The organism is Mycobacterium sp. SM1 (assembly GCF_018361265.1).
In the GTDB taxonomy this organism is placed as follows: Bacteria; Actinomycetota; Actinomycetes; order Mycobacteriales; family Mycobacteriaceae; genus Mycobacterium.
Window position 1 is genome coordinate 59,421 of record NZ_JAFLNH010000006.1, and the last position, 24,549, is coordinate 83,969.

Sequence of the window (24,549 nt, forward strand, 5' to 3'; positions counted from 1 at the left end):
CCGGACGCCGGGTCTGCGTGCTGGTTCCCGCCGGTGCCGGGCACGTCTTCGGGAAAGCCGAACTCGGCCAGCCCGGCCGACGCCGCGATGACCTGCTCACCGACCTCCCGTCGGCGGCCACCAGCAGCGCCACCCGGTGGCGGATGTCGGCCCGCAGCACCGCGCCCTGTTGCGCCCGGGCCGCGTGCTGCTGCTCGCTGCCGCCGCGGCGGGTGTCGGTGACGCTGTAGTCCTCACCGACCTCGAAGCCCTCGCGTTCCGCCTCATGGACCTTTTCCAGCGCGTACTTCTTGGCCGCCCTGATGCGCTCCGCGCCGCGGCGGGCCGTGCTCGCGGTCTCCCGCAGCTGATCAGCCGCCCCGTCCACCCGCGTCTTGGCGATCGCCGCGCGCTCGACGGTGGTGTCGCGGAAGGCGCCCTTCCAGCCGGGCGCCGACAGCACCGTGTAGGCCTCAGAAAAGCACGCCTCGCAGCGCTCTGCCCTCGCCTCCAAATCCGCGGCAAGCGAGAGCAAGGGGGAGACCGACCAGAACCGCACCTCCGAAAGCGGCGGCAGACCGCCCGGCACCGCGGGCACGCCTACCCCGCCTTCGGGTCCACTGCGCGCAGCTTCGCGGCGGACAGGGCCTCGCTGGCCAGCATCCGGTCGGTGTAGCCGCTGACCCCGCTGGCGGCGGCCCGCAGCCAGTCCACCATCGCCGTCGTGGCATGCTGGGCCGCCAAGCGGGCGGTGTGCGCCGCCGCCGCGCTCGCCTGTCCGGTGGTCAGCTGTCCCAGCGCGGTCTCCCCGCAGCTGCCCACCTCGGCGGCCAACGCCCCGCACCGCGACGCCCGCCCCCGCAGCTCGGCAGGGTCAAAGGCCAGCAGCGCGGGCATGGGGCAAGCCTAACCGGAAACCAGGCTCGGGTGTAACGGTGACGGTTACCCGGTGGTGTCCGGCCAGCGACGGCACGCCTTGATAGCAGCAAAGATAGCAGCAAAGAAAGTTCTCACACCGCAGGTGAGAACCGGTTTCCTCCGCAAGCCGACCTGTGGTGACCCTCGTCGTCGTGACGCCCCAGCGGTCGTCGCGGTCATCCGCTCGACACAAAGCCCCCACACGTCGCGCTGGATGACACCATTCGGCTGAACACGGCGGTCGGGCTGGCTGGGTCCGTGGCGGCGCACGGGAGCGCAGCGGACGGGAGCCGCCACGGCGTGGTCCTGAGATGCCCCGTGGTTTGGGACGTGGCCGGGTCGAGTGCCGGGGCTGTTGAAGCGTTCGTCTGCTGTTGGCTGCGCCAGGCGGCGACCTGTGACGAGCGCACGAGCAGCGTGAGCGCTGGGCGATCACCGGGTGGTCCAGCACAGCGCGGATGATGGCGTACTGGCGACTCAGGCCATTGCCGCGGAACGTGTCGCAGTCTTCTAATTGCCTTGCGCCACAGGGCATTTGCTCCTCATCTAAGCGGCGCAGGGGCATAGATCACCGCCGCGACCACTGGCACATCCACCGCCGTGTATGAGGGTAGATTCGCAACGGCGCTCACCTTCCACGGACCGCTATGTCACGATCCGCCCAGTATGACCAGCGAATTCCCGTGTGCGACACAAATACTTGGGGTTGGTTACGAGTCGTTAATCTACCTGCTGTTCGGCCAGATTCACGGCCCGGCGAACGGGCTGCGTGCGGGCGCCTCGGGTCTGTCGATATCACCTCACTCAGATCGGCAGCCGGCGAATCCGCATTGTCTCCTCGCCGAGCACAACGACGGACCCATCTTCCAGGCCGGCCTCCGCTACTGGAAGGTTGTCGATGAGTAGACGCGCCTGTTGGGCGGCTCGTCGACCGACTGCACGTCGTATCAGGACAATCGACGGCTCGGTGGTACCTGACCGGGCCAGCGAGGTGCCAAAATCCGTATCAGCGCTGATTAACACACGCCTTTCGGATGCGGCCAGCGCGAGGACCCATCATCGGCCGCGTTGGCGAGTCCGCGATCACGAACATGGACGACATCGTGACCAGCTTCGACGAGAAATGGGGATAGCGTCGGCGACAGGTTCGCGTCCAGCAACAGCCTCATGCGGTCGGACGCAACGGCAGCTCTCACTCCCGCACTGCCTCAGCCGCGTAGCGCAGAGCCTCGGCAATGTCTTCCTCAAGGTCAGGAAGCTCGGCAAGAATCTCAGCCGGGATCATCTGGTCAGCAACCATCGCGACCACGGTCGAAACAGGGATACGCAACCCCCGGATGGGGTTGACTCCTAATGGTGGACACCTGACTGGTGGGAGTGCTGGACCCGCGGGAAGGATGTCCGTATGTCGGGCAAGCGTGGCAAGTACACCCCGGAGTTTGGGGAGCAGGCTGCCCGCCTGGTGATTGAGACCGGCCGCCCGGTGGCTCATGTGGCCGCCGAGATCGGGGTCGGTGATCCAGTGCTGGGGCGTTGGGTGCGCCTGCAACGCCACGCGGCCGAAGCTGGCGATACTGGCGCGGTGTTCGATGCTGATGAGCGCGCTGAGTTGGAGCCTCTGCGTAAAAAGAACGCCGAATTACGTTTGGATCGTGAGTTTTTGAAAAAGCCGCGGCCTTGTTCGTCTGCGAGCAGCACCGGTAGCAGACTAGTGGGTGATCGAGGCGCAGCGGGCCACCGACACGGTTAAGCGGATGGGCGAGCTGCTGGAGGTGTCGCGCTCGGGCTACTACAAGTGGCGTAAATCCCCGATCGCGTACCGAGTCCAGGCTCAGCGGCGGCGCGCAGTTGGATGCCACGCTCGCCAAGGTCCACGCGGCCTCCGACGGTGGCTGCGGCGCCCCGCGTATCCTGGCCGATCTGCGCGATGAGGCTGAGCGGGTGTCGCGCAAGACGGTGGCGGCCGCACTGCGCCGGCGGGGTTTGGCCGGGATCTGTGCGCGCCGGTTCGCGCCGGCCACCACGGTGGTTGACCTGGATGCTGCGGTGCCTAAAGACCCGCTCACGCGCCGCTTCGACACCGCGATCCTCCACCGGGTGGGGACCAGCGATATCACCTATTTGGGCACGGGTGAGGGCTGGCTTTATCTGTGTGCCGTCCGCGACGGCTGCTCACGGCGGGTGATCGGCTGGGGCAGCCACGATTGCCTGCACACCGATCTGGTGCGGGCCGCCGTGCAGAGGGCTGTGGCGATGCGCGGCGAGCGCGCCCAGCGGGTCGTGGTGCACGCCGATCGCGGCTGCCAGTGCACCTCCGCGCAGCTGGCGCGGTTGGCCCGCGAGCACAACCTGGCTCGCTCGGTGGGCCGCACCGCGGTGTGCTGGGACCACGCCCAGCAGGAATCATTCTGAGCGACACTGAAAGTCGAGTTCTACGACCGATACCTGTGGCCGACCAAGACGGCCGCCAAGCTCGCCGCCGGCGATGGGATCGAGCGGGTCTACAACCGACGCAGACGTCATTCGGCCCTCGCTATGATGAGGCCGGTCGAGTTCGAAGACCGACTCACTCAGACGGCACAAGCCGCCCGACCCTGTGCCCACCAAACGGGGTCAAGCCCACGGATGCAGGGTATGCCCCCATCACGTCAGCAGTCGCTTGAACAGCCATTTTGTCGATGATGAAGGGCGAAACGACATAGCCACCCGACCGCTAGCCCCTCAGTAAGCGTGTCGGCTGGGGTGGATAGGGCAAAGGCCTTACCCTGACTGGGTTTGCGACATCAACGCAGCCCAGCAAGAAAGGCCTTTGTGGTGAAGAAGATACCGCATGAGCAGAGTCGGCGAAACATTGCGCGGCGGCGGCGTCGGGTGGCGGCGCGGCACGCGCGGGCGGGGCGTTGGGGCGCGCGGCCCAAGCCGATGCTGAACTCGGGTCCGGTGCGCTACGAGGTTGGCGCCAACATCGACGCCACCGCCTTCGGGGGGATCGCCGCAGTGCACCGGCTGGTGACCAAGCTGGGGCTGGTCGAGCGGATCGACGAGGATCTGCAGTTGTTGAAGGTGCACCTGCCCTATCACGAATCCGACCATGTGTTGAACTTGGCCTACAACGTGGCCTGTGGCGGCACCCGCCTTGAAGACATCGAGCGGCTGCGCCACGACAGCGCCTACATGAACGCTTTGGGCGCGCAGCTGATCCCGGATCCGACCACGGCCGGCGATTTCTGCCGCCGGTTCAGCGAGGCCGACGTGGCCACGTTGATGGAGGCCATCAACGCGGTGCGCCCGCAGCTGTGGGCGGGCCGGGGCGCTGAGCTGCTGGGCCCGATCGCCTACCTTGACGTGGACGGCACCATCGCACCCACCTACGGCCAACACAAGGCCGGGATGGACATGTCCTACAAGGGCATCTGGGGGTATGCGCCGCTGATCGTGTCGCTGGCCAACACCAAGGAAGTGCTCTACCTGGTCAACCGGCCCGGCAACGCGCCCAGCCACGCCGGGGCGGCGCAGTGGATCGACAAGGCCATCGAGCTGGTCACCCCGCACGCCGCACGGGTGTGTTTGCGCGGGGACACCGACTTCTCGTTGACCGCGCACTTCGACCGATGGGCCAAGCAGGTCGACTTCGTGTTCGCCATGGACGCCAGTGCCGCGCTGCGCTCGCGCGCCGAGGCGCTGGCCGAGGCCTGCTGGACACCGCTGCAGCGGCCCGCAGCCGCGCCGCCGCGCAGCGGGCAGCAGCGCCGGCGCGAGCCCAACCACAAGCGGCGCATCGTCGCCGAACGCGGCTATGTCAACCTTGAACTCAACGGCGAGGATGTCGCCGAGTTCACCTACCAGCCCGGCAAGTGTGGCCGACCCTACCGGGTGATCGCGCTGCGCAAGAACATCAGCAAGACCCGCGGTGAGCAGGCGCTCATCGACGAGGTCCGCTACTTCTTCTACATCACCACCCGCACCGATCTGACCCCCGCGCAGGTCGTGGCCTGCGCCAACGACCGCTGCGACCAGGAAAACGTCATCGAGCAGCTGAAAAACGGTGTCAACGCGCTGCGGGTGCCCCTTTATGACCTGGTCTCCAACTGGGCCCACATGGTCATCGCCGCCCTGGCCTGGAACATCAAGTCCTGGTTTGCGATGATGCTGCACCACAAGGCCGACCGGCGCGACTGGATCAACATGGAGTTCCGCCGCTTTTGCACCCAGGTGATCCTCATCCCCGCCATGATCATCCGCCGCGCCCGTGCCATTACCGTCCGGATCATCGGCTACCACCCCAGCCTGGACCGATTCTTCAGCGCCTACAACACCATTGAGCGCACTCGCTTCGGCTGACACCCACACCCGCCACTCGCCTACGGCCCTGCCGCACCCCACAGCACGCCAGCCCTGTCTCCGTTGCCCAAACCAGCGCACCTGGCGGCGTCCCCGCATGCCCTCACACCCGAACAACCCACGCAGAAGCAATAATCCAGCCAATCGACGACCGCTCACCCATCCGAAAACAGTCATCGACGCCCCAGACACCGCCCGACCGCCAAACCAAATCGAACTCCCGCACAATCCTGCAATCCGCTGGCAGCGACTCGCTTATTTAAGGGCTAGCGGCGTTGCTTTGCCAGGAACGCGCGGAGCCGGTCCAAAGGCCAGGTGTTGATCACTTCGCCGGGCGACACCCAGCCGCGCTGGGCGACGGCGATGCCGTAACGGATGTAGTCAAGATGCCGGATAGCATGTGCATCGGTGTCGATCGCGAAGACAACCCCGTAGTCGCGAGCGCGGCGCACCAGCTCGTCGTTGAGGTCTAGCCGGTCGGGGAAGGCGTTGATTTCCAACGCGGTACGGGTGCGTGCGGCGGCGGCGAACACGGCGTCGACGTCGAAATCAACGGGCGGACGGCGGCCGAGCAGGCGGGTGGTGGGGTGGCCGATGATGTTGACATAGGGGTGCTCGATGGCGGTGATCAGGCGCCGGGTCATCTCCTCGCGGGTTTGGTTGTAGTCGGAGTGCACCGAGGCGACCAAGACATCGAAACCGGCGAGAAAGTCGTCATCCCAATCCAGGGACCCGTCGGCGGCGATGTTGAGCTCGGAGCCGTGCAGCACCGCGATGCCGTAGCGGCGAGCCAGCCCGGGCAGCTCGCCGCGTTGGTGCAGGGCCTTGTCCCGGGTCATCCGTTGCATCGCCAGCAGCGGGGCGTGATCGGTGATGGCGCAGTAGCGGTAGGGGTGACGCGCCGCGGCGGCGACCATATCCTCTAAGCTGGCGAGGCCGTCGGTGAGGTTGGTGTGCAGGTGAAGGTCACCGAGGATGTCGGCCACCTGCACCAGATCGGGAAGCCGGCCCGCCAGCGCGGCTTCGATTTCCCCGCGGTCTTCCCGCAAAACCGGTGGAATCCAGGGCAACCCGAGTGCGGCATAGATTTCCGCTTCGTCGGCCGATGCCAATAACTGGTCGTTATCGACTCGAAACAGCCCATATTCGGATAGCTTCAGCCCGGCTCGCACAGCCAGTTTACGGATACGGATGTTGTGCGCTTTCGACCCGGTGAAATACAGCAGTGCCGCACCCCAGACCGCCGCAGGCACCACCCGCAGGTCCACCTGGATACCCTGTGTGGTCACCACCGATGACTTGGTGGGGCCGTGTGCCAGCACATGATCGACCACCGGCAGGGCGCAGAACTGCTCCATGACCGATTCGGGGTTCTCATCTGCCGCCGCCAGCAGGTCGATGTCACCGACGGTGTCGCGCATTCGCCGCAATGATCCGGCATAGCCAACCCGGTCCACCTGCGGCAATGCGGCCAGCCGCGCGACCAGGTCCTCGGCGATATCCAGCGCGACCGCCAGCGGCATGCGTTCACCCAGTTCCTGCATTCGGCGGATCGCCCGGGCCAGGTTGCGTTCGCTGGTCGCACCCCAGCCTTTCAGGTCGCGCAGCCGTCCGTCCTGCAGGGCGGCCAGTAGCTCCGGCATCGATGAAATGCCCAGCTCCACATAGATTTGGTGAGCTCGCTTAGGTCCCAGCCCGGGGATCCCCAGCAAAGCGCGCAGACCGGCGGGCAGCTGGGCGTGCAGTTCCTCCAGGGCACCGATGCGGCCGGTGCGCCGGAACTCGAGCAGCTTGTCGGCGGTGTGCGCGCCGACCGCCGGGATCGCCATCAACCCTTTGCGGTCCAGGGTGTCCAGGTCAACGGGGTAACCGGCGACCGCGCGGGCCGCCTTCTCATACGACCGCACCCGATATGGATCACCACCGGAGATGGCGGTCAAATCGGCTAACTCTTGAAGCGCCTGGGCCGCGGCATCATTGGAACGCATAAGGTACAGAATCGACCCTGTGCCGCGTGATCGGCAGCGGGCCTAAGACCTCGTTCTCGGGACTTCCGGCCATCGGTGGATGGGACCTCCGCACGTCTCGCCGTCGAGATCATGGTTGGCCGCCCTCGACGACCTTCGCGCAACAACGGATGCGCCGACGGCTCGAGCCCGCCGGGTGATCCATGCAGTCGACCGCCGTGAACAGCCACGGGAGGTGACAACTGCCCGTGGCAATGGTGTCTTTGCGCCCTACCGGCCGGTCGGGCGCCGGCGCAGCATCGAACACGTCCGTAGCGCGGTGGCACAGACGGGAGGTAACACCATGGAGTCGCTCGTTGTCCCGGGGTCGTGGACGTTCTTCGTGCGTGAAGTACCGTGGGTCGCCGGTTGCGGGGCTGCCTCCTGAGCGATGGCAGCCAAAGAGCCCGCCGACTCCGTTCTCGCTCTGGTGAGGGGCCTCGTCGCCGAGGTTCACCCCCGCGCCGCGCCGCCGGTGACACTGGATACCGCGTTCGACGACCTGGGCATCGGCAGCCTGGAGCTAGCGGAGCTGCTGCTGCGGATCCAAGACGAATTCGGAGTGGCGCTTCCCCCGCACATCCTGGCCAGCGCGGAGACGCCGCGTGACCTTGTGCAGGCCATCGGCCGCGGTCGTCCGCTCGCGGGCGAGGGCCTCGGCATAGCGCCATCGCCCGCCATCGCTCCGGGCGTTCTGGCTCCCGACGAGGCATCCACACTGAACGACACGATCGACTGGCACGTGCGCGCTACCCCGGATCGAACCCACATCCGTATCCTCGATGAGCCGGGCGGCCCCGTTGACATCACCTATGCGGCGCTACACCGGGAGGCGGTTGCCGCGGCGGCCGGGCTGCTGGCGCACGACATCATGCTTGGCGAAACGGTCGCGATCATGTTGCCGACCAGCCGGGCGTATTTCGTCACGTTCGCCGCCGTGCTCCTCGCCGGTGCCGTGCCGGTACCTCTCTACCCGCCGGCCCGGCGTTCTCAGCTGGCGGAGCACCTGCGCCGCACCGCCGGGATCCTGGCCAACGCCCGCGCCGCACTGCTCGTCACCGTGCCCGAGGCCGTGACGCTCGGCCGCCTACTGCGCTCCAACGTCGAAAGCCTGCGTCACGTCCTGGTCCCCGAATCCCTCACCGGCGCGGCCGGGGGTGCTCTTCCCCGGCCGCGGCCCGGCGACCTCGCGCTGGTGCAATACACCTCGGGCAGCACCGGTCAGCCCAAGGGGGTGGCGCTCACGCACCGGAACCTGCTGGCCAACATCCGGGCATTGGGCCAGGCCGCGGCGGTGTCAAGGGCGGACAGGTTCGTCAGTTGGCTGCCGCTGTATCACGACATGGGCCTGATCGGCGCATGGCTCGCGCCCCTCTATTTCGGCGTGCCGCTGGTGGTGATGACTCCCCAGGCTTTCCTGATCCACCCGTCGAGATGGCTCTGGGCTATCCACGAAAATCGGGCCACCATGTCGGCCGCCCCGAACTTCGCCTACGAGCTGTGCCTGGCCAAGATTCGCGACGCCGAGCTCGAAGGACTCGATCTGAGCTCGTGGCGGTTGGCTTTCAACGGCGCCGAGCCGGTCAGCCCCGCGACGATCGAGCGGTTCGTCGAGCGCTTCGCCCCCTACGGGTTTCGGCGGGAGGCGATGACGCCGGTGTACGGGCTGGCCGAATCCTCGGTGGGGCTGGCTTTCCCGCCTCTGGGCCGGGGCCCGCTCATCGACCGAATTGCCCGCGACGCATTCGTGCGTTCCGGGCGGGCCCAGCCGGCAAAACCGGACGGGCGCGACGAGCTTCGTTTCGTCGCCTGTGGCCAACCCCTGCCGGGTCATGAGATCCGGATCGTCGATGCCGCCGGCAACGAGCTGGGCGATCGCCGTGAAGGCCGCATCGAGTTCCGCGGCCCCTCGGCGACCGCCGGCTACTTCAACAACGCCCAGGCCACCCGGGCGCTGTTTCACGACGACTGGCTGGACACCGGAGACCTCGGCTATCGGGCCGGCCTCGACATTTACATCACCGGCCGGATCAAGGACGTGATCATCCGCGCAGGCCGCAACCTGCACCCGGTCGAGATCGAAGAGGCGGTGGGCAACCTCAACGGTGTCCGCAAGGGTTGTGTGGCCGTGTTCGCTTCTCCCGACCCCGCGGGGGGCTCCGAGCGACTCGTCGTCGTGGCCGAGACCCGAGTGACCGAGGATGCGCCTCGGGCCGTGTTGCGCTCCGAGATCGTCGCGACGACGGTGGACTTGCTGGGGGTGCCCCCCGACGACGTGGTCCTGGCACCGCCACGCACGATCCCGAAAACCTCGAGCGGCAAGATCCGGCGGGCCGCCAGCCGGCAGATCTACGAGACCGGGAAGATTGGTGCCCGACGGCGGGCATTGTGGTGGGAATTGGCCCGCTTTCGCCTGCACGGCTTGGTGCCGTCGGTGCGCCACGCCGGTCGCGCGGCAGCCGCTGTCGCGTTCGCGGCCTACGCGTGGACCGTGTATGCGGTCCTTGGGTTGGCGGTGGTCGTCCTACTGGCGCTGATACCCACCGAGCGGTGGCGCTGGCGGGTAGCTTCCGGGGCGGTCCGGCTGCTGGCCCGCTTCACCGGGACCGCGGTCACCGGGCACAATCTTGACCGCCTTACGCGCGGGCCTTCGATCGTTGTGGCCAACCACCCCAGCTGGATCGACCCGTTCGCCCTCGCCGCGGTGCTGCCACCCTCGTTTCACTTTGTTGCTGGCGAGGTATTTCGGCGTCAAGTGCTGAGCGGGTTCGTGCTCCGCCGGCTCGGTGGTCAGTTCGTCGAACGCTATGAACGCGAAGTCGGTGTCGCCGACACGGACCGCCTCGTCGGCCTCGTGCGAGCGGGGCGGTCACTCGTCATCTTCCCCGAAGGCCGCCTTGCCCGCGCCCCCGGGTTGCGGCCCTTCCATATGGGCGCATTCGTCGCGGCTGCCGAAGCCGGTGCGCCGGTCATTCCCATCGCCATCCGTGGGACGAGGGCGATACTGCGGCCCGAGCGCCACTTCCCACGGCGAGGAGCGATCGACATCGCCGTTGGTCAGCCGCTACAGCCTGAAGGCACAGGTTGGGCTGCGGCAGTTAAATTGCAGCGTGCCGCCCGGGAGGCCGTGCTGCGCCTTTCGGGTGAGCCGGACACCGCATGAAGGTGGTGATCAAGGCAGTTCGGCTCTATCACGGTGGAAGGCAAGCGTTTCGCGCTGGTGCTGCCCGGCCGGCCGATCACTCACGTCGCCGCTGTTGACCACGGCTGCCCGGGTCCGGCGACAAATGGCAGCTGCCGATGGGACTTCGGTCTCCCTACCGGCCGCCCGCACAGAGCTTGAAGAATCGTGACGGTACGTCACGCAGCACCCCGACAACGTAAGGATGATCATGGCCAATCTCCGTGCGCTGCGGCACCGCTGGCCGCGGCGCACCGCGAAGCAGAATGCCGGTCTCGGGGTCCCGGGTGAAAGCCGTTTCCGGGATCACGGGGTCGCCTCCTGCGTTACCTGCGATGCGCCGCCGTCGCGACCAAGCGCTGGCCGTTATCGGCGGGAGAAATTCGCATACGGGATTTCCGAGCGCTGTGGTGTCACAGTAGTTTAGGTAACGACAGGCAGACTCATGCCCAGCCAACGTTATTGGTGCGCGCCAGGTCACCAACGTGTGGGCGCACTCGTTGAACGGCTCCAGCTGATGTTCGAGTGGTACAAGGGAATGGCCGACCCGAGCACTGGACGGCTGCTCTACCTTTATGACGCCGAGAATGACGTGGCGATCAGCGACGGTGAGCCCATTCGCGACATCGCCGCGGTGTGGGATGTCGAGGTCTTGAGCGCATTTCTCGGGCGTGATGAACTGCGGGACGTGATCCGGGGTTCACTGGAGCATTTCGGCCGGCTGGTGATCCGTCAAGAAGGCTACGCGATGGTGGCACCCCAGGGAGAGCCTTCGTCCATCGCGCACAGCGCCTTTCTGATCCTTGCGTTGGCTTGGTCGGATCTCCCGGACAAAGTGCAGCGGCTCACACCGCTTGCCGAAGGCATCCTGCGGCAGCAGCGCCAGGATGGCTCGTATCAGGTATTTTTCGGCGCCTTGCCGGATCGCGGCGAGGAACTGTATCCCGCAGAGGCGATGCTCGCCCTTCTCGAGGCCCACCGCCTCACCGGAGAGATCCGCTATCTTGACAGCGCAGAGCGCGGGTTCGACCACTACAAGCGCGACTACTACGAGCGCGGGCGCCTCGACCCCGACGTGCTGGTTTTCTTCGCGAACTGGCAGTCACAAGCCGGCCGGGCGCTGTTCGCCGCCACGTCGAGACTCAAGGTCAAAGACCTTGTGCGCGGCTTTGTGTTCGAACTGCACGACCGGATCATCGCCAGCGGATTTTACGATTGCGTGGCCCGCAGCCCGGAACGACAGGCGGTCGTGGAAGTCGCCTGCGCACTCGAAGGCCTTGCCGACGCCTACGCGATAGCGGTTGCCGGCCGTGACCAGCGCACCGCCAATTATCGTCGATGCATCAAAACCGCGCTCGGCTTCCTGGCTCGCGCCCAGCGGGCAACCCACTGCACCGACCGAGAGCGGGGTGGATTCGCAAGCACGCTCGGCGGTCGTGAACAGCGCATCGACGTCACCGGACATGTCGCCAGCGGGTTTATCAAGTGCGTCGAGCACGGGATCGCTGAGCCGGGGTAGGTTCTGCGTTGTGGTCACCATTGATGGCGCGCGAATGTCTGGCAGCGGCACCATTATTCGCTATGCGGTGGCGCTGGCTGCGCTGAGTGGCCGACCCGTCCGGATCGTCAATGCCAGGCAGCGACGGCGGGTGCCGGGTCTGCGGCCTCAGCACGTGACGGCCGTTCGTGCGTGCGCGCAGCTGTGTGGAGCCACCATTGACGGTGTTGAAGTAGGGGGCCGAACAATCGATTTCGCTCCCGGATCGGATATCCAAGGCGGGAGCTTCGAATGGGACATTGGAACCGCGGGCTCAGCCACCATGTTGGCGTTGAGTGTACTTCCGCTGGCGTGCTTCGCCGCCGAGCCCGTGCGGGCGCGGATCACCGGCGGCTTATTTCAAGACTTTGCCCCGTCGGCGTTTCACATGCATCGCGTGCTCGCCCCGCTGCTGGGTTTAATGGGTGTCGAGGTGTCATTGGACGTCATCCGCCCCGGGTATGTGCCCGGCGGCGCGGGCGTCATCGAGTTGAACGTGGCGCCCAGGCCCCAGGGCCTCGACGCGTTAGTGCTCAGTGCCGCCGGTGGGGTCGCTGACGTGCATGGCATTGCCTTGTCGAGCCATCTGGCCCGGCAACGGGTCAGCGAGCGGATGGCGGTCGCCTGTGAGGCACGGCTTCGGGACGCTGGCATGGCCTGCGCCATCGAGCGGGTAAATGATGACACCGCGGTGCATCCGGGCGCATGCCTGGCGATTTGGGCGAAAAGCAGCACCGGGAGCTGGTTCGGCGCCGACCGCGCGGGAAAGCCCGGACGATCCTCCGAGCAGATCGGCCGCCTCGTGGCGGCGACGTTTCTTGAGGATCTGCGCAGTGGGGCGACGGTGGACCGCCACGCAGCCGATCAGCTTGTGCTGTTTTGTGCGTTGGCCCACGGGACATCGGTCTACTTCGTGCCATGTATAAGTGAGCACCTGCGGAGCAATCTTTGGCTCGTCGCCCAATTCGGGGCAGGGGCGAAGGTGAACGCCAAACGGGTGCAGATTCACGGGATAGGACTGACCCGGTGAAATCCACACCGTGGCTGGGGGTGGTGAGCTGCTGGGTGTGGGGTGTGGGTGACAACTAGTTCTTTATAAATCGGCGCTTCGCATGGGTGTCTGTATGGTAGGTGCTGCTATTTTTGGTGACGTTGTCGGAGTGTGTGGCCCGGAACGGGATCAAATACCGTGCTGCGTGATCGTCGGGTTGCGCACCCGGGCGCAGGCTGCGGACACCGACTCCACCGCCGCCCGGTGCACCCCGAAATCGTCACCCACATCGACATACCGCGACAACCCCGGTTTCCCATCGGGCTTCGGCTTACCAGCCAGATGCGCCCCATCGGTGGCCGCGGCCCTGTTCGGCCTTGATGGCGGTGACGCCGGGGGTTTCGCCCAGATGGGCTGCCCGGGTGCGCCGTTGCCGACCGGCTGGGCGGTGACGGCAGCGAAGTTCGAGGTGCGGTGGCCCTCCGACCCGGAGCGGGCGGGGTTGGTGCGTTCGCATTTCGGCGCTCGCCGCAAGGCGTTCAACTGGGGCCTGGCCCGGGTGAAAGCTGACCTGGACGCGAAAGCTGTTGATTCGGGCCGTGAGTCGGTGGGTTGGGATCTGGGGTCGCTGCGCTGGGCGTGGAACCGCGCCAAGGATGAGGTGGCGCCGTGGTGGGCGGACAATTCCAAGGAGGCCTACTCCTTAGGGCTGGCGGATCTGGCGCGGGCGCTGGAGAACTGGTCGGCCAGCCGCAACGGCACCAGGCGGGGCCGCCGGGTAGGGGTTCCGCGGTTCAAATCCGCGCGCCGCGACCCGGGGCGGGTGCGGTTCACCACCGGAACGATGCGGGTAGAAGCCGACCGTCGCAGCATCACCGTGCCGGTGATCGGCGCGCTAAGGAGAACACCCGCCGGGTGCAACGGCATGTCGCTTCTGGCCGCGCCCGCATTGTGAACATGACGCTCTTGCAGCGCTGGGGCCGGTTGTTCGTCTCGATCAGCTACGCACTGCGCACCCCGGCCACCGCGCCGACGGTGGTCGGGCCGACCACGGTCGCCGGGGTGGATCTTGGGGTGCGCACGTTGGCCACCGTGGCCACCCTCGACACCGCCACCGGCGCTGCAACTGTTGTCGAGTATCCAAATCCGGCTCCGTTGAAAGCCACGCTTGCTGCGCGGCGGCGGGCCGGACGTGAACTTTCTCGCCGCATTCCCGGATCGCGCGGGCACCGGGCAGCGAAAGCCAAGCTGTCCCGCCTAGACCGCCGATGCGTGTACCTGCGGCGAGAAGCCGCCCATCAGCTCACCACCGAGCTGGCAAGCGGTTATGGCCACATCGTGATCGACGACCTCCACGTGGCCGCGATGAAACGCAGGATGCGACGACGCGCCCACCGGCGCGCCGTCTCTGCTGCGGCGATGGGTGTGATCAGGCCGATGCTGGCCGCCAAGACCACCCGTTACGGCACAGTGTTGACGGTGGCGGATCGGTGGTTGCCGTCCAGCCAGATCCATCACGGCTGCACCACACCCGACGGCAGCCCGTGCCGGCTGATCGGCAAAGGACGCATCGACAACTTGCTGGTGTGTCCGCGCACTGGTGAGGTCGTCGACCGCGATCGCAACGCCGCGCGCAATCTCCGTGACTGGCCGGGTAACGCCGCCAGTTGTGGTCCAGTAGGGACGACGGCCCCATCGGTACCCCGGCCAACCACACCGGTTGGTACCGGCCATGGCGCAGACACCCGACCATCCGGTGCTCGCGGAGCATCCCTAAGACCCCGCCCACGCGGGACCGCAAGCGGAAAGGCCAAAACCCAAACCCCGCAAGGGGACGCCGCATCAGCATGCGCAACTTAAACACCGTCACCGGCAAGGTTCGCGGCCAAATGCTCGCTCAGGTACCCGAACACGGTATCCGGGGCTTCTTCGGCCAGAAAATGTCCGGCGGCGACGCTGGCCCCGGTGGCTTTGGGGAAGTGCTTTCGCCACCGTTGCAGCGGGTCGCATTTGGCCCCGACGACCCCGTTGGCTCCCCACAGCACCAACGCCGGTATGTCTAGCGTGCGGCTCAGGTCGGCGCGATCGTGGTCCAGGTCCTCCCCGGCCGCGCTGCGGTAGTCGGCGCACCAGGCGGCGACGACCTCCGGACGCTGGGCGGCACGCTCGTACTCCTGCAGGGCGGCGGGATCGAACACCACAAGCGAGCCGGAAAGCCCCCGCAGGGTGTGGTGCAGGAAGAAGATCGGGTCATTGCTGATCAATCGCTCCGGCAGCCCGCCCGGCTGCGCCAAAAAGGCCCAGTGGTAATAGCGCCGCACCAGCCAGGCGTCCATCAGCTCCCACACGTCCAGCGTGGGCAAAATGTCCAGCAAGGCGACCGACGCGACACGATGGGGGTGGTCGAAAGCCATCCGGTGCGCGACGCGAGCGCCCCGGTCGTGCCCGACGACATGAAACCGCTCATAGCCCAGCTCGTCCATCAGCAGGATCAAATCCCCCGCCATCGCCCGGAAGGTGAACTCGCCGCCGCCACGCGATGACCCGTATCCGCGAATATCGGCCGCCACCACCGTGTTTTTTTCAGCCAGCCGCGGCGCGACACGGTGCCACATGGCGTGGGTTTGCGGGAAGCCGTGCAACAGCAGCACGGGCGCCCCCCGGCCGCCGACCCGGGCATGCACAACACCCTGCCCGACCGGGTGGTCTACCGTGTCAAAACCGGTGAAGAGGTCGGCCACAATCCCTCCGTGTTTCGCTGCCATGGTCTGACGGCCGCAGCCAACTGCCCGCGGCCCGGCCTCGGGCCCAACCGTGCCACCCACCGGTCGGCGACGGCCCTCGGCCACCCCACTATGGCAAAACACGGCTCACTGCGACAGCAGAAAAACCCGCCGTCGCCACGGATGCGTCAACGGGTCGCCGAGGGCACCTCGCGGCGCGCGGCTAACCGGGGCTCGCTGGAGCCCACCGGGTCGCCAATGACACCATGGGAAGATGACGAGCATTCCTTCCGCGGGGTCGATCCCCGTCTCCACCATCACAGGCGACCCCGTGATTCGCGTCGCCGCCGACGCTACCGTCGCCGACGTCGCCGAGGCGCTCGTCACCGGCGAGGTCGGGGCGGTTGTGGTGGGCGAGGGCGAGCGGGCCACGGCGCTGGTGAGCGAGCGTGACATTGTCCGGTTGGTGGCCGCAGGAAAGGATCCGGCATCAGTCCCGGTCCTCGACATCGCCAGCACCAACCTGGTGTGGTGTGACGCCGAAGCCACGGTCGATGAGGTGGCGGTTCGGATGATGGACCGCTACATCCGCCACATTCTGATAGAACGCGACGGTGCCCTGGTCGGTATCGTCTCGGCCCGCGACCTGCTGGGTGTCTACAGTGCGGAAGCTGACCTGGGTTTCGGCTCGGCCTGAAGCCCTGCGCACCAAGACTGGCCGCCGCGACCTGCACGTCGACCTCGAGGCCCGCTGAGGACCAAAGCCTCTCGCGCCGGCGTTCGCGGGGCTCGATGCTAGTCCTCAACGGCATGCCAGGCCGGTGAGGCTAGCTAGATCGGTGAGGAGTGACGCGTGGGCCAACCGTTTCGAAGCACGCTTCGATGACCGTTCTTCGAATCGTCTCCGGGAGCGCCAATCCCGCCCTTGGCGCTGCGACCGCCAACCACCTCGGTGTCGAATCCGATGGCTGCCGCCTGGTGCGCTACCCCGATGGTGAGTTGCGCCCGACAATCGAGGAGGTCTGCGGCGCCGATGTTTACGTCATTCAACCGACAGCTCCCCCGGTGAATGACCATATCCTCGAGTTGTTGTTGCTGCTCGACGCCTGCCGGCGATCCCGTGCCGCGCGGGTGACCGCCGTGGTGCCGTACTTCGGCTACGCCCGCCAGGATCGCCGCACCGCGGTGGGTCAGGCGCTGGGCTCTACCGTGGTGGCCGATGCGATCGCCGCCGCCGGAGCCGATCGCCTGATGGTTGTCGACCCGCACACACCCAGCCTGGAAGCGGTGTCGCGGGTTCCGGTTGAAACGCTCACCGCCGTTCCCGCCTTATGCGATGCGCTCGCCGGCGAACTGCCGGCGCCACCGGTCATCGTCGCCCCCGATTTAGGCGCAGCCAAACTCGCTGCGCGCTACGCGGCGCTTCTGCACGGTCCGGTGGCGATCGTGCGCAAGCAACGCGAAAGCGGAACCGCGGTCATCGCTTTGGACATCGCCGGAGAGGTGCAGGGCCATCCGGTGCTGATCATCGACGACATGATCACCACCGGGGCAACCATCGAAGCCGCGGTCGGGCTGGTGCGGCTGCACGGTGCCGCGCCAGATGTCGTTGTCGCCGCAACGCACGGGCTGTTGGTCCATGGCGCCGCCAGCCGCCTACGTGACCTCGGCTTGCGGCGCATCATCGTCACCGACACCGTCGCGCCCAAGGATGGGGGCACCCTGATCCGGGTGTGCTCCATCGCGGCGACTCTCGCGAGGGCCATCGCCTGCCTGCACGCCGATAAGCCACTGCGCCAGTCAGGCGCCCTGAGCGCGGCATCCGACGGGTAATTCAGCGTGACTTCGGCCGACCGGCACCAGGCAGACAGGACAAGGCTGTGGCGTTTTTTCAGGTGGTAGCCCTCGATCTCGATGGCACGCTCACCTCGCGGGGCAAGGTATGCGCCAAGGCGTTGGACGCGATCGACCAAGTCCGGCGAAACGGGGTGGTGGTCGTCCTTGTGACCGGGCGCATCGCACGAGAATTAGAGGCCGCTTTCCCCCGGATCGCCGACCGTTTTGACGTGCTGATTCTCGAAAACGGCGCGGTCGCGGCAATTGACGGCAAGGCTCGCGCGCTCTCGGCGCCCGTCGATGCCGCGCTCGATGACGTGCTCGCCGCTCGGGGGGTGCCATACCGGCGGGGCACGGTGCTGATGGCCGTTGACGGAGACCACGCCGCAACCGTTGTCGGGGCGATCGGCGAACTGGGCTTGGACTGCCAGGTGATCCGCAACCGGGACGCGTTGATGGTGCTGCCGGCCGGTGTCACGAAAGGTACCGGGCTGGGTGCGGTGCTGGCCGAGCTGAACCTTTCACCGCACAACGCCATCGCGGTCGGTGATGCCGAGAACGACTTGTCGTTGTTCGGAATGGCCGAGATCGGCGCGGCCGTGGCCGATGCCGTCCCTTCGGTGCGAGAGCACGCCGATCTCATCCTCGAGGGTCCCGACGGGCTTGGTGTCGCCGGCCTGCTGACCGGCCCCTACCTGAGTGGGGCGCGACGTTACTGCCCGCCACGGCGGTGGATCCGCATCGGCACTTTCGACGACGGAACGCCGGCGCGAGTGCCGGGAAGCCAGGCCCGAATCCTGGTGACCGGCCCAGCGGGGGCGGGCAAGAGTTACCTCGTCGGACTCATGGCAGAAAAGTGGATCCTGGCGGGTTACTGCGTTCTTGCCGTCGACCCCGAGGGCGATCACGTGGAATTGCGCGAGCTAAGCCAAGTGCAGGCCGTCGATGCCCGGCACTACCTTCCCGAGCCGACGGAGCTGCTCGACACGATGCTGCGTCCAAACAACAGCATCGTGGTGGATTTGTCGGCGCTCGACGAGCCAGACAAGATCGACTATCTGCGCCGATTGCGATCCATCGCCGAAGCCCATCGGCAACAGCATGGGTTTCCGCACTGGGTGATCTACGATGAGGCCCATCTGCTCGGCACCGACCAGGTAGCCCGGTGGACGCGACGAGGCGGATATGTTTTGTGCTCGTTCGCACCGGCGTCACTGCCGGCCCGTGAGCTCGACAGCACTGACGTGGTGCTGGAGCTCACCCGTGACGACCTATCAGGGGCGGGGGCGTCTCAGACAAAGCAGTGGGCCACATTGCGTTTCGGGTCTCGCCCTGCTCGTCGGCTCACCCTCGCAGATCGCAGGACCACACATGTGCGACACCGCCACAAATACGCCGACATCTCGTTGCCCGACGAGCGACGGTTCTACTTTCATCCGGTAGACGGCCAGTATGTTGCTCCGGCGGCGACAATGCACGACTTCGGCACCGCGATTCGGCATCTGGACCCACAAGCGCTTCGCTTCCACCTGGAACGGGGGGACTTCTCCCGCTGGCTGGAAAGCACCATCGCCGACAAGGACTTCGCCGCGCATGTGGCGGCCTGGGAGGATGAGCTGCTCGCGCACCAAGCTGCGGAGCTAGAGCGCATTCGCCACCGCTTGGCTCAGGCGGTGGAGGAAAGGTATCTTGATACCCCAAAGCACGACTAAAACCGCGCGCAACGAGTCCTACTGCACTCGAGTATGTTTCGGCGGCAGAATATTATTCCCAGCGCCTTGGTGTCCCGAATGGCCTGCTGATCAGTCGATGCGCCAGGGGATCTCGGAAATCGCCAACCCCTCGAATAGCGCGTTGGCGTCACGTCGGCCTAATTCGATGGAGGCCCGGATGAATTCCTGGTCGAAATACAGGTAGCTGATCAGGTCGCCCCCGCGCGGTCCGTCGCCCTCGAAAGCACGTGCGAGCAGGCGCAGCTCATGCTGCCGCAGCCTCGCCAGCGGTCCACCCGAATACCCGGATTTACTGTGCAGTACCGCATGCGCCAACCGGCCCAGTGCTTCACGGTGCGGCGGGCCGACGAGCACGTAGGGGATTTTCCTGCGCAGCCGGCCCGTCGCGGTCACCACTACCTCATCTTCGGGCAACAGCGCATTGATTTTTGCCAGCGTCCGCAGGTCCTCAACCAACCGGCCGGTGAGGGCGACGTTGAAAAGTTCGACGAGAACGTCGCTAACATCGCGGGCGAGCCCACCGGGCTGCGGCGTTGTCGTGCTGTCGCGCATCGGGTGGGTGGCGACGATAACCAGAGCATCCGCCTCCAGCGCCAGCGCAGGTTTTAGGGGAGCGTCGAGCCGCAGCCCGCCGTCGAGATACCAGCCGGTCGCACCCGATGGTTTGCGGATCCGCACGGGCGGGAACACCACCGGCAGCGCGGCCGAGGCCAGCACGTGCTCGGGTCGCATCCGTACCGCGACGTAGTCGATCGGCCGCTCATCATCAGCGGCCGGTACCGGAACACCGTCCGCGCGCTCGACGAACACGACGCTGCGATCATCGTCGCCGGACGTCGTAACCACAGCTAACGTGAGACCCTTGCCGGCAATGTTGTCACGGAGCTGCTGGCTGTCGACTGCTGCGTGAATTTTGCGCCGCAGCGGTGCCGTATTCTGCAGCGGTGCCGTATTCAGCAGATGAGTGAGCCGCATACCGGGCAGGCGCAGGGTCTGGCCCACGAAGCGCGCGGTCGCACCCGGCACAGCGAAAAGCGGCGATCGGCGCACCTGTGTGATCGGCATGCTGTGCCACAGGGCGAGGACTCGACCGGCCTGCTCGGCCGGTTCGAGATGGGCGAACGCGGTCAACAGTGCGGCATTGACCGCGCCGGCGCCGAAGCCCAGATACACCTTGGGTTCACAGCCGGCCGCCCGTAGCCGCGGCACCAGCACCGACAACGCCCCCGCTTCATAGCCGCCGCGTGCCCCGGCGGCGCCGAGGACAACCGCGACTCGTTGACGCTGCCGCGGCATCAGCGTGCGCGGAGGTGAAGCCTGGACCGAGTTACGGGCACGTGCGCGACGACTTGTTCCGGGGGGCGGCTGCCGCGCGCGGACCACCCGGGGCGATCATCGGCGCACACATCGCGGCGGGGGGCGTGACGTCATCGTGGCTTCTGCTCGGGGCCGGGTTGTTGCGGTTTGCGCTCGTTGGCTTTCTCCCGCATCCGCAGATACGTCTCCGCGGAGAGCAGGCGCTTGATGACTTCGAGGTAGCGGTTGTTCGCCATATCAACTCCTAACCTGTCACTGGCAGCTGCAACCGTTGCACCACAAGTGTTCGCCTATCCGGGGTGGTGCCGAAAGACTATGTGCCTAATGGTGACTTTTGACAGTGGGCCAGGGACTTTCGGCCTTGGGTCGATGCCGGCATCGAGGCGGTGCCGGCGGCATCGTTACCGGCCTCGGCGCTGCGATCGCAGCGTCGCGCCGACACCGGCGCCGGCAAGGACCATAACCGCCATCCCCGGCACCCAGTCCCCGAACCGTTGGTAGCCGGTATCGAAGGAGCCCAGCGGCACCGCGACTACGGTGGCGCCGCGATATGTGGACGGGCACCAGGCAAGTTCGCTGCCCCCCGCGTCGAAGGCCGAGCTGTCACCGGATAGCCCGGCGTGGACCGCCGGATGGCCCACCTCGACCGCATGAACCGCGGCCTGGCTGGCCAGCTGGGGCTGCGCCCAGCTGCCCTGGAATGTGGAGGTGGAGCTCTGGTAGACGAGAAGCTGCGCGCCGAGCTGCACCTCGCGGCGGGCGAGATCGGAAAAGGTCGCTTCGTAACTGATCAATGGCCCGAGGGTCAGCCGGCCGGCATGCAACACCGCCGGCCCATTGCCGCGGCGCCGGTCTTGGGCCGCGGCTTTGGTGTGCCGGGTGACCCAGCCCAGCACCGCCCGGAACGGGACATACTCCCCGAACGGCACCAGCCGGAGTTTGCGGTAGGTCCCCAGCCGTCCGTTCGGTCCGATCAGGACAGCGGATTTGTAGATGCCCCCGCTCGGCGCGGGCGCGTCGACGTTGACAAGCAAGTCCGCGCCGATTCGCCGCGACAACCGCGTCAAATCCGCCATGACCGCGGAATCGCTGGAAAGATCGGACCCGACGCTGCTCTCTCCCCACACGACGAGGTCCAGATGCTGGCCAGCCAGGCTAGCGGTGATGGCCTCCCCGGCCGCCAGACGGGCGCCCGCGTCCGCGATGTTACCGGGCTGCACCAGCGCAACCCGCACCGTTGGGCCGGGCAGCGGAGCGGGCCGCAGCAGGTAATAACTCGGCCCGGCCGCCGCGCATGTCAGCGCCGCGCCCAGCGCGAGAGCCCGACGCGGCATTCCACGGCACAGAATCATCGCGGCGATCGCGGTGTTGGCCGCGACGAGCAGGAAGCTCGTCAGCCACACCCCTCCCAGTGAGGCCGAGGCCAGCGTGACGGGCTGGTTCCATTGCGAGGCGCCCAGCAGGGCCCACGGGCCGCCCAGGCTTTGCCAGGACCGCACCGCCTCGGCGAGCACCCAGGCGCTGGGCAACACGATCACGGCTGCCAACGCCCGCGCGGTGGTCGGCCGTCCCGACAGCAGCCGGTGGCTGGCCCAGCCCCACGGGATCCAGAACGCTCCCAGCAGGGCGGCCATCACCACCAGCAGCGGACCCGCGCTGGGCAGCAGCCAATACTGGGTCGTCACTACGAAGCCGCCAAGCCCGCACCATGCCCGCACACCGCCCTCACCGGGCGTCGGCGCGGCGCGCACGATCAGCAGCAGCGGCACCACACCGACCCAAGCCAGCCACCACCACGACGGCGCCGGAAAGGCCGGTGCGAGTAGCGCGCCCGCGGCCAGGGCCGCTAGCCGCCCGAGCGCCCGCCCACGGCCACGGGCTCGCATTCCCGCGCGCCATTTCCAGCCCAGCAGCAGTGCGCCGACCACGACCCAGCCGAGCAGGAAACCGATGGCGATCAGCCACAGCAGCCAGCGTTCGCGACCGGGTCCCCACAGCGGCACCAGGGCCAGCCCGGCCACGACGAACGCGACGTTGTAGAGCACGTCGTACACGGCGAACACCCGTCCGCGAACCACATCGGAGGCGGTGCCGCCGACCAACGCGTCCACCGAGATCTTGAGCACCTGGAAAGCGAACGCCACCACGCTCACGCAGCACACCAGCATCGCTAGCGACGGAACCAGGCCACCGACATATGCCGCCGCGGCGGCGGGCAGGAACGCGGCGGGCACCAGCGCTACGGCGGTGTAGCGTCGTGCCAGCGGCGGCGCGGCCAGGGTCCCGGCGAAGGCGGCCAGCCCGGTCGCCGCCAGCGCCACCCCATACCCCGAGATGCGCAGGTTGTACCGGGAGTCAGCGATCAGCACCAGCACCACGAAACCGGCTCCCAGAAGCGATCGATGCGCCGCGACAGCGAGCAGCGGCCAGCGGATCATGCTCACGTCGGCCGCCGCGCGCACCCCCTCGGCGAGTTCGGCGGCAAGCTGTCTCAACCGGGTCAGCAGCCCCGCACGCTGCCGGCCACCGACGTCGGGCAGCCGGGTGAACACGACGGCGGCGCCCAGGTAGCACCCCGCGGCCAGCAGAAAACCCGCCGCGGTAAAGCGGCCGACAATCAACGAACCCCCGACGGCTCCCAAAAACGATGAGGCCATCCCCCCTAACGAGGAGACGGCGTTTCCGGTGACCAGGTCGGCTAGCGGCACCGTCCGCGGCAGCGCTGCCCCTTTGGCCGCCAACACGAACCGCGAAAACGACAGCAGCACCAGCACCCCGGCGAACGCAGCACCAGTCGACCGGGTCACTAGGGTGCCGGCGCCGACCACGGTGAGCGTCGCGCGGAGCACCGAGACGGTGATCAGGGTGCGTCGCCGGTCCCACCGGTCGATGAGCACCCCCGCGACGGGCCCCACCACGCTGAACGGAAGCAGGGTCACGGCGAGCACCGCGGCGATCCGGGCCGGCGTCGCGCCGCGCCCGATGTCGAACAGCACGAACTGCGCGAAAGTGATCTGGGCCAGCCCATCGGCGAGCTGCCCCAGACATTGCCCGCCGACCAACCATCTCAGCGGGCCCGCCAGCAGTGTCCGCGCCCCGTGCCAGCTGTGCTCGGCACCGACGGCGCCATCCATGCCTACTGCGTCGGCCACCGTCGGCCGGTCAGCCACGGCCAGCCGGCAAAGGGCGTTCCAGCGCCGTCTTCGCAGTGACTTGAGCTGAGGCCCCGTGGATTTCATACGATTTATGCATCCATCGCGCCACCACGCAGACAAACCGCTGCAAGCAAGTCACCCAAAGCAAACTAGTTGCGGCTGGGCTGTGACACCAGAGCCCCGGATTCGCGGCCTCATGGCGGGCGGTCTCATCGGGTGCAACATCGCGATTTGCAACGGTTGCAACGTCGGTTGCAAAGGACGCCAGATGACAGCAAGCGTGAATCTGCGGGGTCGACTGCCGTTGCGTTGTAGCCGGATTGACGGACACGCTGAGGACCAAAGGCCCTGGCAGGACCGCCACCGGTTGCCCAGACTGACTTTCATGGGACCTGCCACAGCCGGATCGCGCCGGGTTTGCGGCGCCGCGCGGCGCGGTATGCCGCGCGATCGTATTACCGCAAGTGGGGTGCCACCACGGAGGAGTGCCGGCCCACGTTTTGACGGCCGATCAACGAGGAGAGCACGATGACGGATAGCGGTCGCGGTATCAAAGCCTGGCACATCGACGTGCTGGTCGACGAGCATGAAAAGCGCACCAGGGCCAAGGTGCGACTATCGTGGCACGGCAACGAGTTAGTGGGCGTGGGTTTGGCGCGGCTCGATCCGGCCGACGAACCGGTGGCGGCGATCGGCGACGAACTGGCGATCGCTCGGGCGTTGTCGGATTTGGCGCACCAGCTCCTCGAGCAGACGGTCAGCGACATCGAAGCCGTGACTCACAAACCCGCTACCGGTGTGCACCTTTAGACCTTTGGGTGTAGACCGTTGC

21 protein-coding genes and 2 pseudogenes are annotated in these 24,549 nt (G+C 67.0%); 13 read left to right on the forward strand and 10 right to left on the reverse strand.

The genetic code is table 11. The annotated features are described in order from the left end of the window. Positions 1-17: 17 nt before the first annotated feature. Entirely contained in the window at positions 18-230 is a 213-nt protein-coding gene (locus MSM1_RS22340; RefSeq protein ID WP_236056878.1) for a hypothetical protein, read from the forward strand. 349 nt (positions 231-579) lie between these two features. Here the strand turns inward: MSM1_RS22340 and MSM1_RS21035 are convergent, their stop codons facing one another. After that, positions 580-876 carry a hypothetical protein gene (locus MSM1_RS21035; RefSeq protein WP_213445070.1) on the reverse strand — a complete coding sequence of 99 codons (297 nt, stop codon included), beginning with the start codon at positions 874-876 and terminating at the stop codon, positions 580-582. A gap of 687 nt (positions 877-1,563) precedes the next feature. Between MSM1_RS21035 and MSM1_RS21040 the strand changes: the two genes are divergently transcribed. Continuing rightward, positions 1,564-1,803: a hypothetical protein gene (locus MSM1_RS21040; RefSeq protein ID WP_213446286.1), complete on the forward strand. Its 240-nt coding sequence runs from the start codon at positions 1,564-1,566 to the stop codon at positions 1,801-1,803. Here MSM1_RS21040 and MSM1_RS23140 read toward each other — a convergent pair. Genes MSM1_RS23140 through MSM1_RS21055 form a run of 3 tightly spaced genes read right to left on the reverse strand, consistent with a single transcriptional unit; the run spans position 1,702 to position 2,296 of the window. Then, a complete protein-coding gene (locus MSM1_RS23140; RefSeq protein WP_213446166.1) occupies positions 1,702-1,920 on the reverse strand; it encodes a DUF5615 family PIN-like protein in 219 nt (72 codons plus the stop codon). The genes MSM1_RS21040 and MSM1_RS23140 overlap by 102 nt on opposite strands. Continuing rightward, the gene (locus MSM1_RS23145) at positions 1,914-2,066 is read right to left on the reverse strand and encodes a DUF5615 family PIN-like protein (RefSeq protein ID WP_213446168.1); all 153 of its coding nucleotides are present in this window, start codon (positions 2,064-2,066) and stop codon (positions 1,914-1,916) included. The genes MSM1_RS23140 and MSM1_RS23145 overlap by 7 nt, the downstream gene beginning before the upstream one ends. A gap of 23 nt (positions 2,067-2,089) precedes the next feature. Then, on the reverse strand, positions 2,090-2,296 hold the full coding sequence (locus tag MSM1_RS21055) for a DUF433 domain-containing protein (protein WP_307857477.1): 207 nt from the start codon (positions 2,294-2,296) through the stop codon (positions 2,090-2,092). 6 nt (positions 2,297-2,302) lie between these two features. Here MSM1_RS21055 and MSM1_RS21060 point away from each other — a divergent pair, with 6 nt between their 5' ends. From MSM1_RS21060 to MSM1_RS21070, 3 genes are all read left to right on the forward strand, one after another. Then, a complete protein-coding gene (locus tag MSM1_RS21060) occupies positions 2,303-2,647 on the forward strand; it encodes a transposase (protein WP_213446170.1) in 345 nt (114 codons plus the stop codon). A gap of 98 nt (positions 2,648-2,745) precedes the next feature. Then, positions 2,746-3,309: a DDE-type integrase/transposase/recombinase gene (locus MSM1_RS21065; protein WP_213446172.1), complete on the forward strand. Its 564-nt coding sequence runs from the start codon at positions 2,746-2,748 to the stop codon at positions 3,307-3,309. Between the two features lie 402 nt (positions 3,310-3,711). After that, complete coding sequence (locus MSM1_RS21070; protein ID WP_374101691.1) at positions 3,712-5,238, forward strand: IS1380 family transposase; 1,527 nt, start codon at positions 3,712-3,714, stop codon at positions 5,236-5,238. A 266-nt stretch (positions 5,239-5,504) separates the two neighbouring features. Here the strand turns inward: MSM1_RS21070 and polX are convergent, their stop codons facing one another. Then, positions 5,505-7,226 carry a DNA polymerase/3'-5' exonuclease PolX gene (gene polX / locus MSM1_RS21075; protein WP_213446174.1) on the reverse strand — a complete coding sequence of 574 codons (1,722 nt, stop codon included), beginning with the start codon at positions 7,224-7,226 and terminating at the stop codon, positions 5,505-5,507. Positions 7,227-7,635: 409 nt separating this feature from the next. Here polX and MSM1_RS21080 point away from each other — a divergent pair, with 409 nt between their 5' ends. The 3 genes from MSM1_RS21080 to rtcA all read left to right on the forward strand — a co-directional run bounded on the left by MSM1_RS21080 (position 7,636) and on the right by rtcA (position 12,992). Continuing rightward, complete coding sequence (locus tag MSM1_RS21080; protein WP_213446176.1) at positions 7,636-10,407, forward strand: AMP-binding protein; 2,772 nt, start codon at positions 7,636-7,638, stop codon at positions 10,405-10,407. A gap of 505 nt (positions 10,408-10,912) precedes the next feature. Continuing rightward, entirely contained in the window at positions 10,913-11,944 is a 1,032-nt protein-coding gene (locus MSM1_RS21085) for a hypothetical protein (RefSeq protein ID WP_213446178.1), read from the forward strand. A 10-nt stretch (positions 11,945-11,954) separates the two neighbouring features. Further along, on the forward strand, positions 11,955-12,992 hold the full coding sequence (gene rtcA, locus MSM1_RS21090) for an RNA 3'-terminal phosphate cyclase (RefSeq protein ID WP_213446180.1): 1,038 nt from the start codon (positions 11,955-11,957) through the stop codon (positions 12,990-12,992). Positions 12,993-13,193: 201 nt separating this feature from the next. Here rtcA and MSM1_RS22800 read toward each other — a convergent pair. Continuing rightward, a pseudogene (locus MSM1_RS22800) lies at positions 13,194-13,364 on the reverse strand (hypothetical protein); the annotation flags it as partial. On the opposite strand from MSM1_RS22800, the pseudogene tnpB reads away from it, so the two are divergent. Next, a pseudogene (tnpB, locus tag MSM1_RS21095) lies at positions 13,315-14,813 on the forward strand (IS607 family element RNA-guided endonuclease TnpB); the annotation flags it as partial. The pseudogenes MSM1_RS22800 and tnpB sit on opposite strands and share 50 nt — an antisense overlap. On the opposite strand, the gene MSM1_RS21100 reads toward tnpB, so the two are convergent. Beyond that, a complete protein-coding gene (locus MSM1_RS21100) occupies positions 14,810-15,694 on the reverse strand; it encodes an alpha/beta hydrolase (protein ID WP_307857475.1) in 885 nt (294 codons plus the stop codon). The pseudogene tnpB and the gene MSM1_RS21100 overlap by 4 nt on opposite strands. A 256-nt stretch (positions 15,695-15,950) precedes the next feature. Between MSM1_RS21100 and MSM1_RS21105 the strand changes: the two genes are divergently transcribed. The 3 genes from MSM1_RS21105 to MSM1_RS21115 all read left to right on the forward strand — a co-directional run bounded on the left by MSM1_RS21105 (position 15,951) and on the right by MSM1_RS21115 (position 19,224). Then, positions 15,951-16,373 (forward strand): CBS domain-containing protein, encoded by a 423-nt coding sequence (locus MSM1_RS21105; RefSeq protein WP_213446184.1) that lies wholly within the window; start codon positions 15,951-15,953, stop codon positions 16,371-16,373. A 185-nt stretch (positions 16,374-16,558) separates the two neighbouring features. Further along, positions 16,559-17,509 (forward strand): ribose-phosphate pyrophosphokinase, encoded by a 951-nt coding sequence (locus MSM1_RS21110; protein ID WP_213446186.1) that lies wholly within the window; start codon positions 16,559-16,561, stop codon positions 17,507-17,509. Between the two features lie 47 nt (positions 17,510-17,556). Further along, positions 17,557-19,224: an HAD hydrolase family protein gene (locus MSM1_RS21115; RefSeq protein ID WP_213446188.1), complete on the forward strand. Its 1,668-nt coding sequence runs from the start codon at positions 17,557-17,559 to the stop codon at positions 19,222-19,224. Positions 19,225-19,314: 90 nt separating this feature from the next. Here MSM1_RS21115 and MSM1_RS21120 read toward each other — a convergent pair whose 3' ends face one another. The 3 genes from MSM1_RS21120 to lnt form a co-directional block, all read right to left on the reverse strand. Then, positions 19,315-20,541, reverse strand: coding sequence for a patatin-like phospholipase family protein (locus MSM1_RS21120; RefSeq protein ID WP_213446190.1), 1,227 nt, complete (start codon positions 20,539-20,541; stop codon positions 19,315-19,317). 131 nt (positions 20,542-20,672) lie between these two features. Beyond that, on the reverse strand, positions 20,673-20,798 hold the full coding sequence (locus tag MSM1_RS22625; protein ID WP_282101028.1) for a hypothetical protein: 126 nt from the start codon (positions 20,796-20,798) through the stop codon (positions 20,673-20,675). A 165-nt stretch (positions 20,799-20,963) separates the two neighbouring features. Further along, positions 20,964-23,801 (reverse strand): apolipoprotein N-acyltransferase, encoded by a 2,838-nt coding sequence (gene lnt, locus MSM1_RS22805; protein WP_213446192.1) that lies wholly within the window; start codon positions 23,799-23,801, stop codon positions 20,964-20,966. Positions 23,802-24,245: 444 nt separating this feature from the next. On the opposite strand from lnt, the gene MSM1_RS21130 reads away from it, so the two are divergent. Continuing rightward, the gene (locus MSM1_RS21130) at positions 24,246-24,527 is read left to right on the forward strand and encodes a DUF1876 domain-containing protein (protein ID WP_213446194.1); all 282 of its coding nucleotides are present in this window, start codon (positions 24,246-24,248) and stop codon (positions 24,525-24,527) included. Positions 24,528-24,549 lie beyond the last annotated feature (22 nt).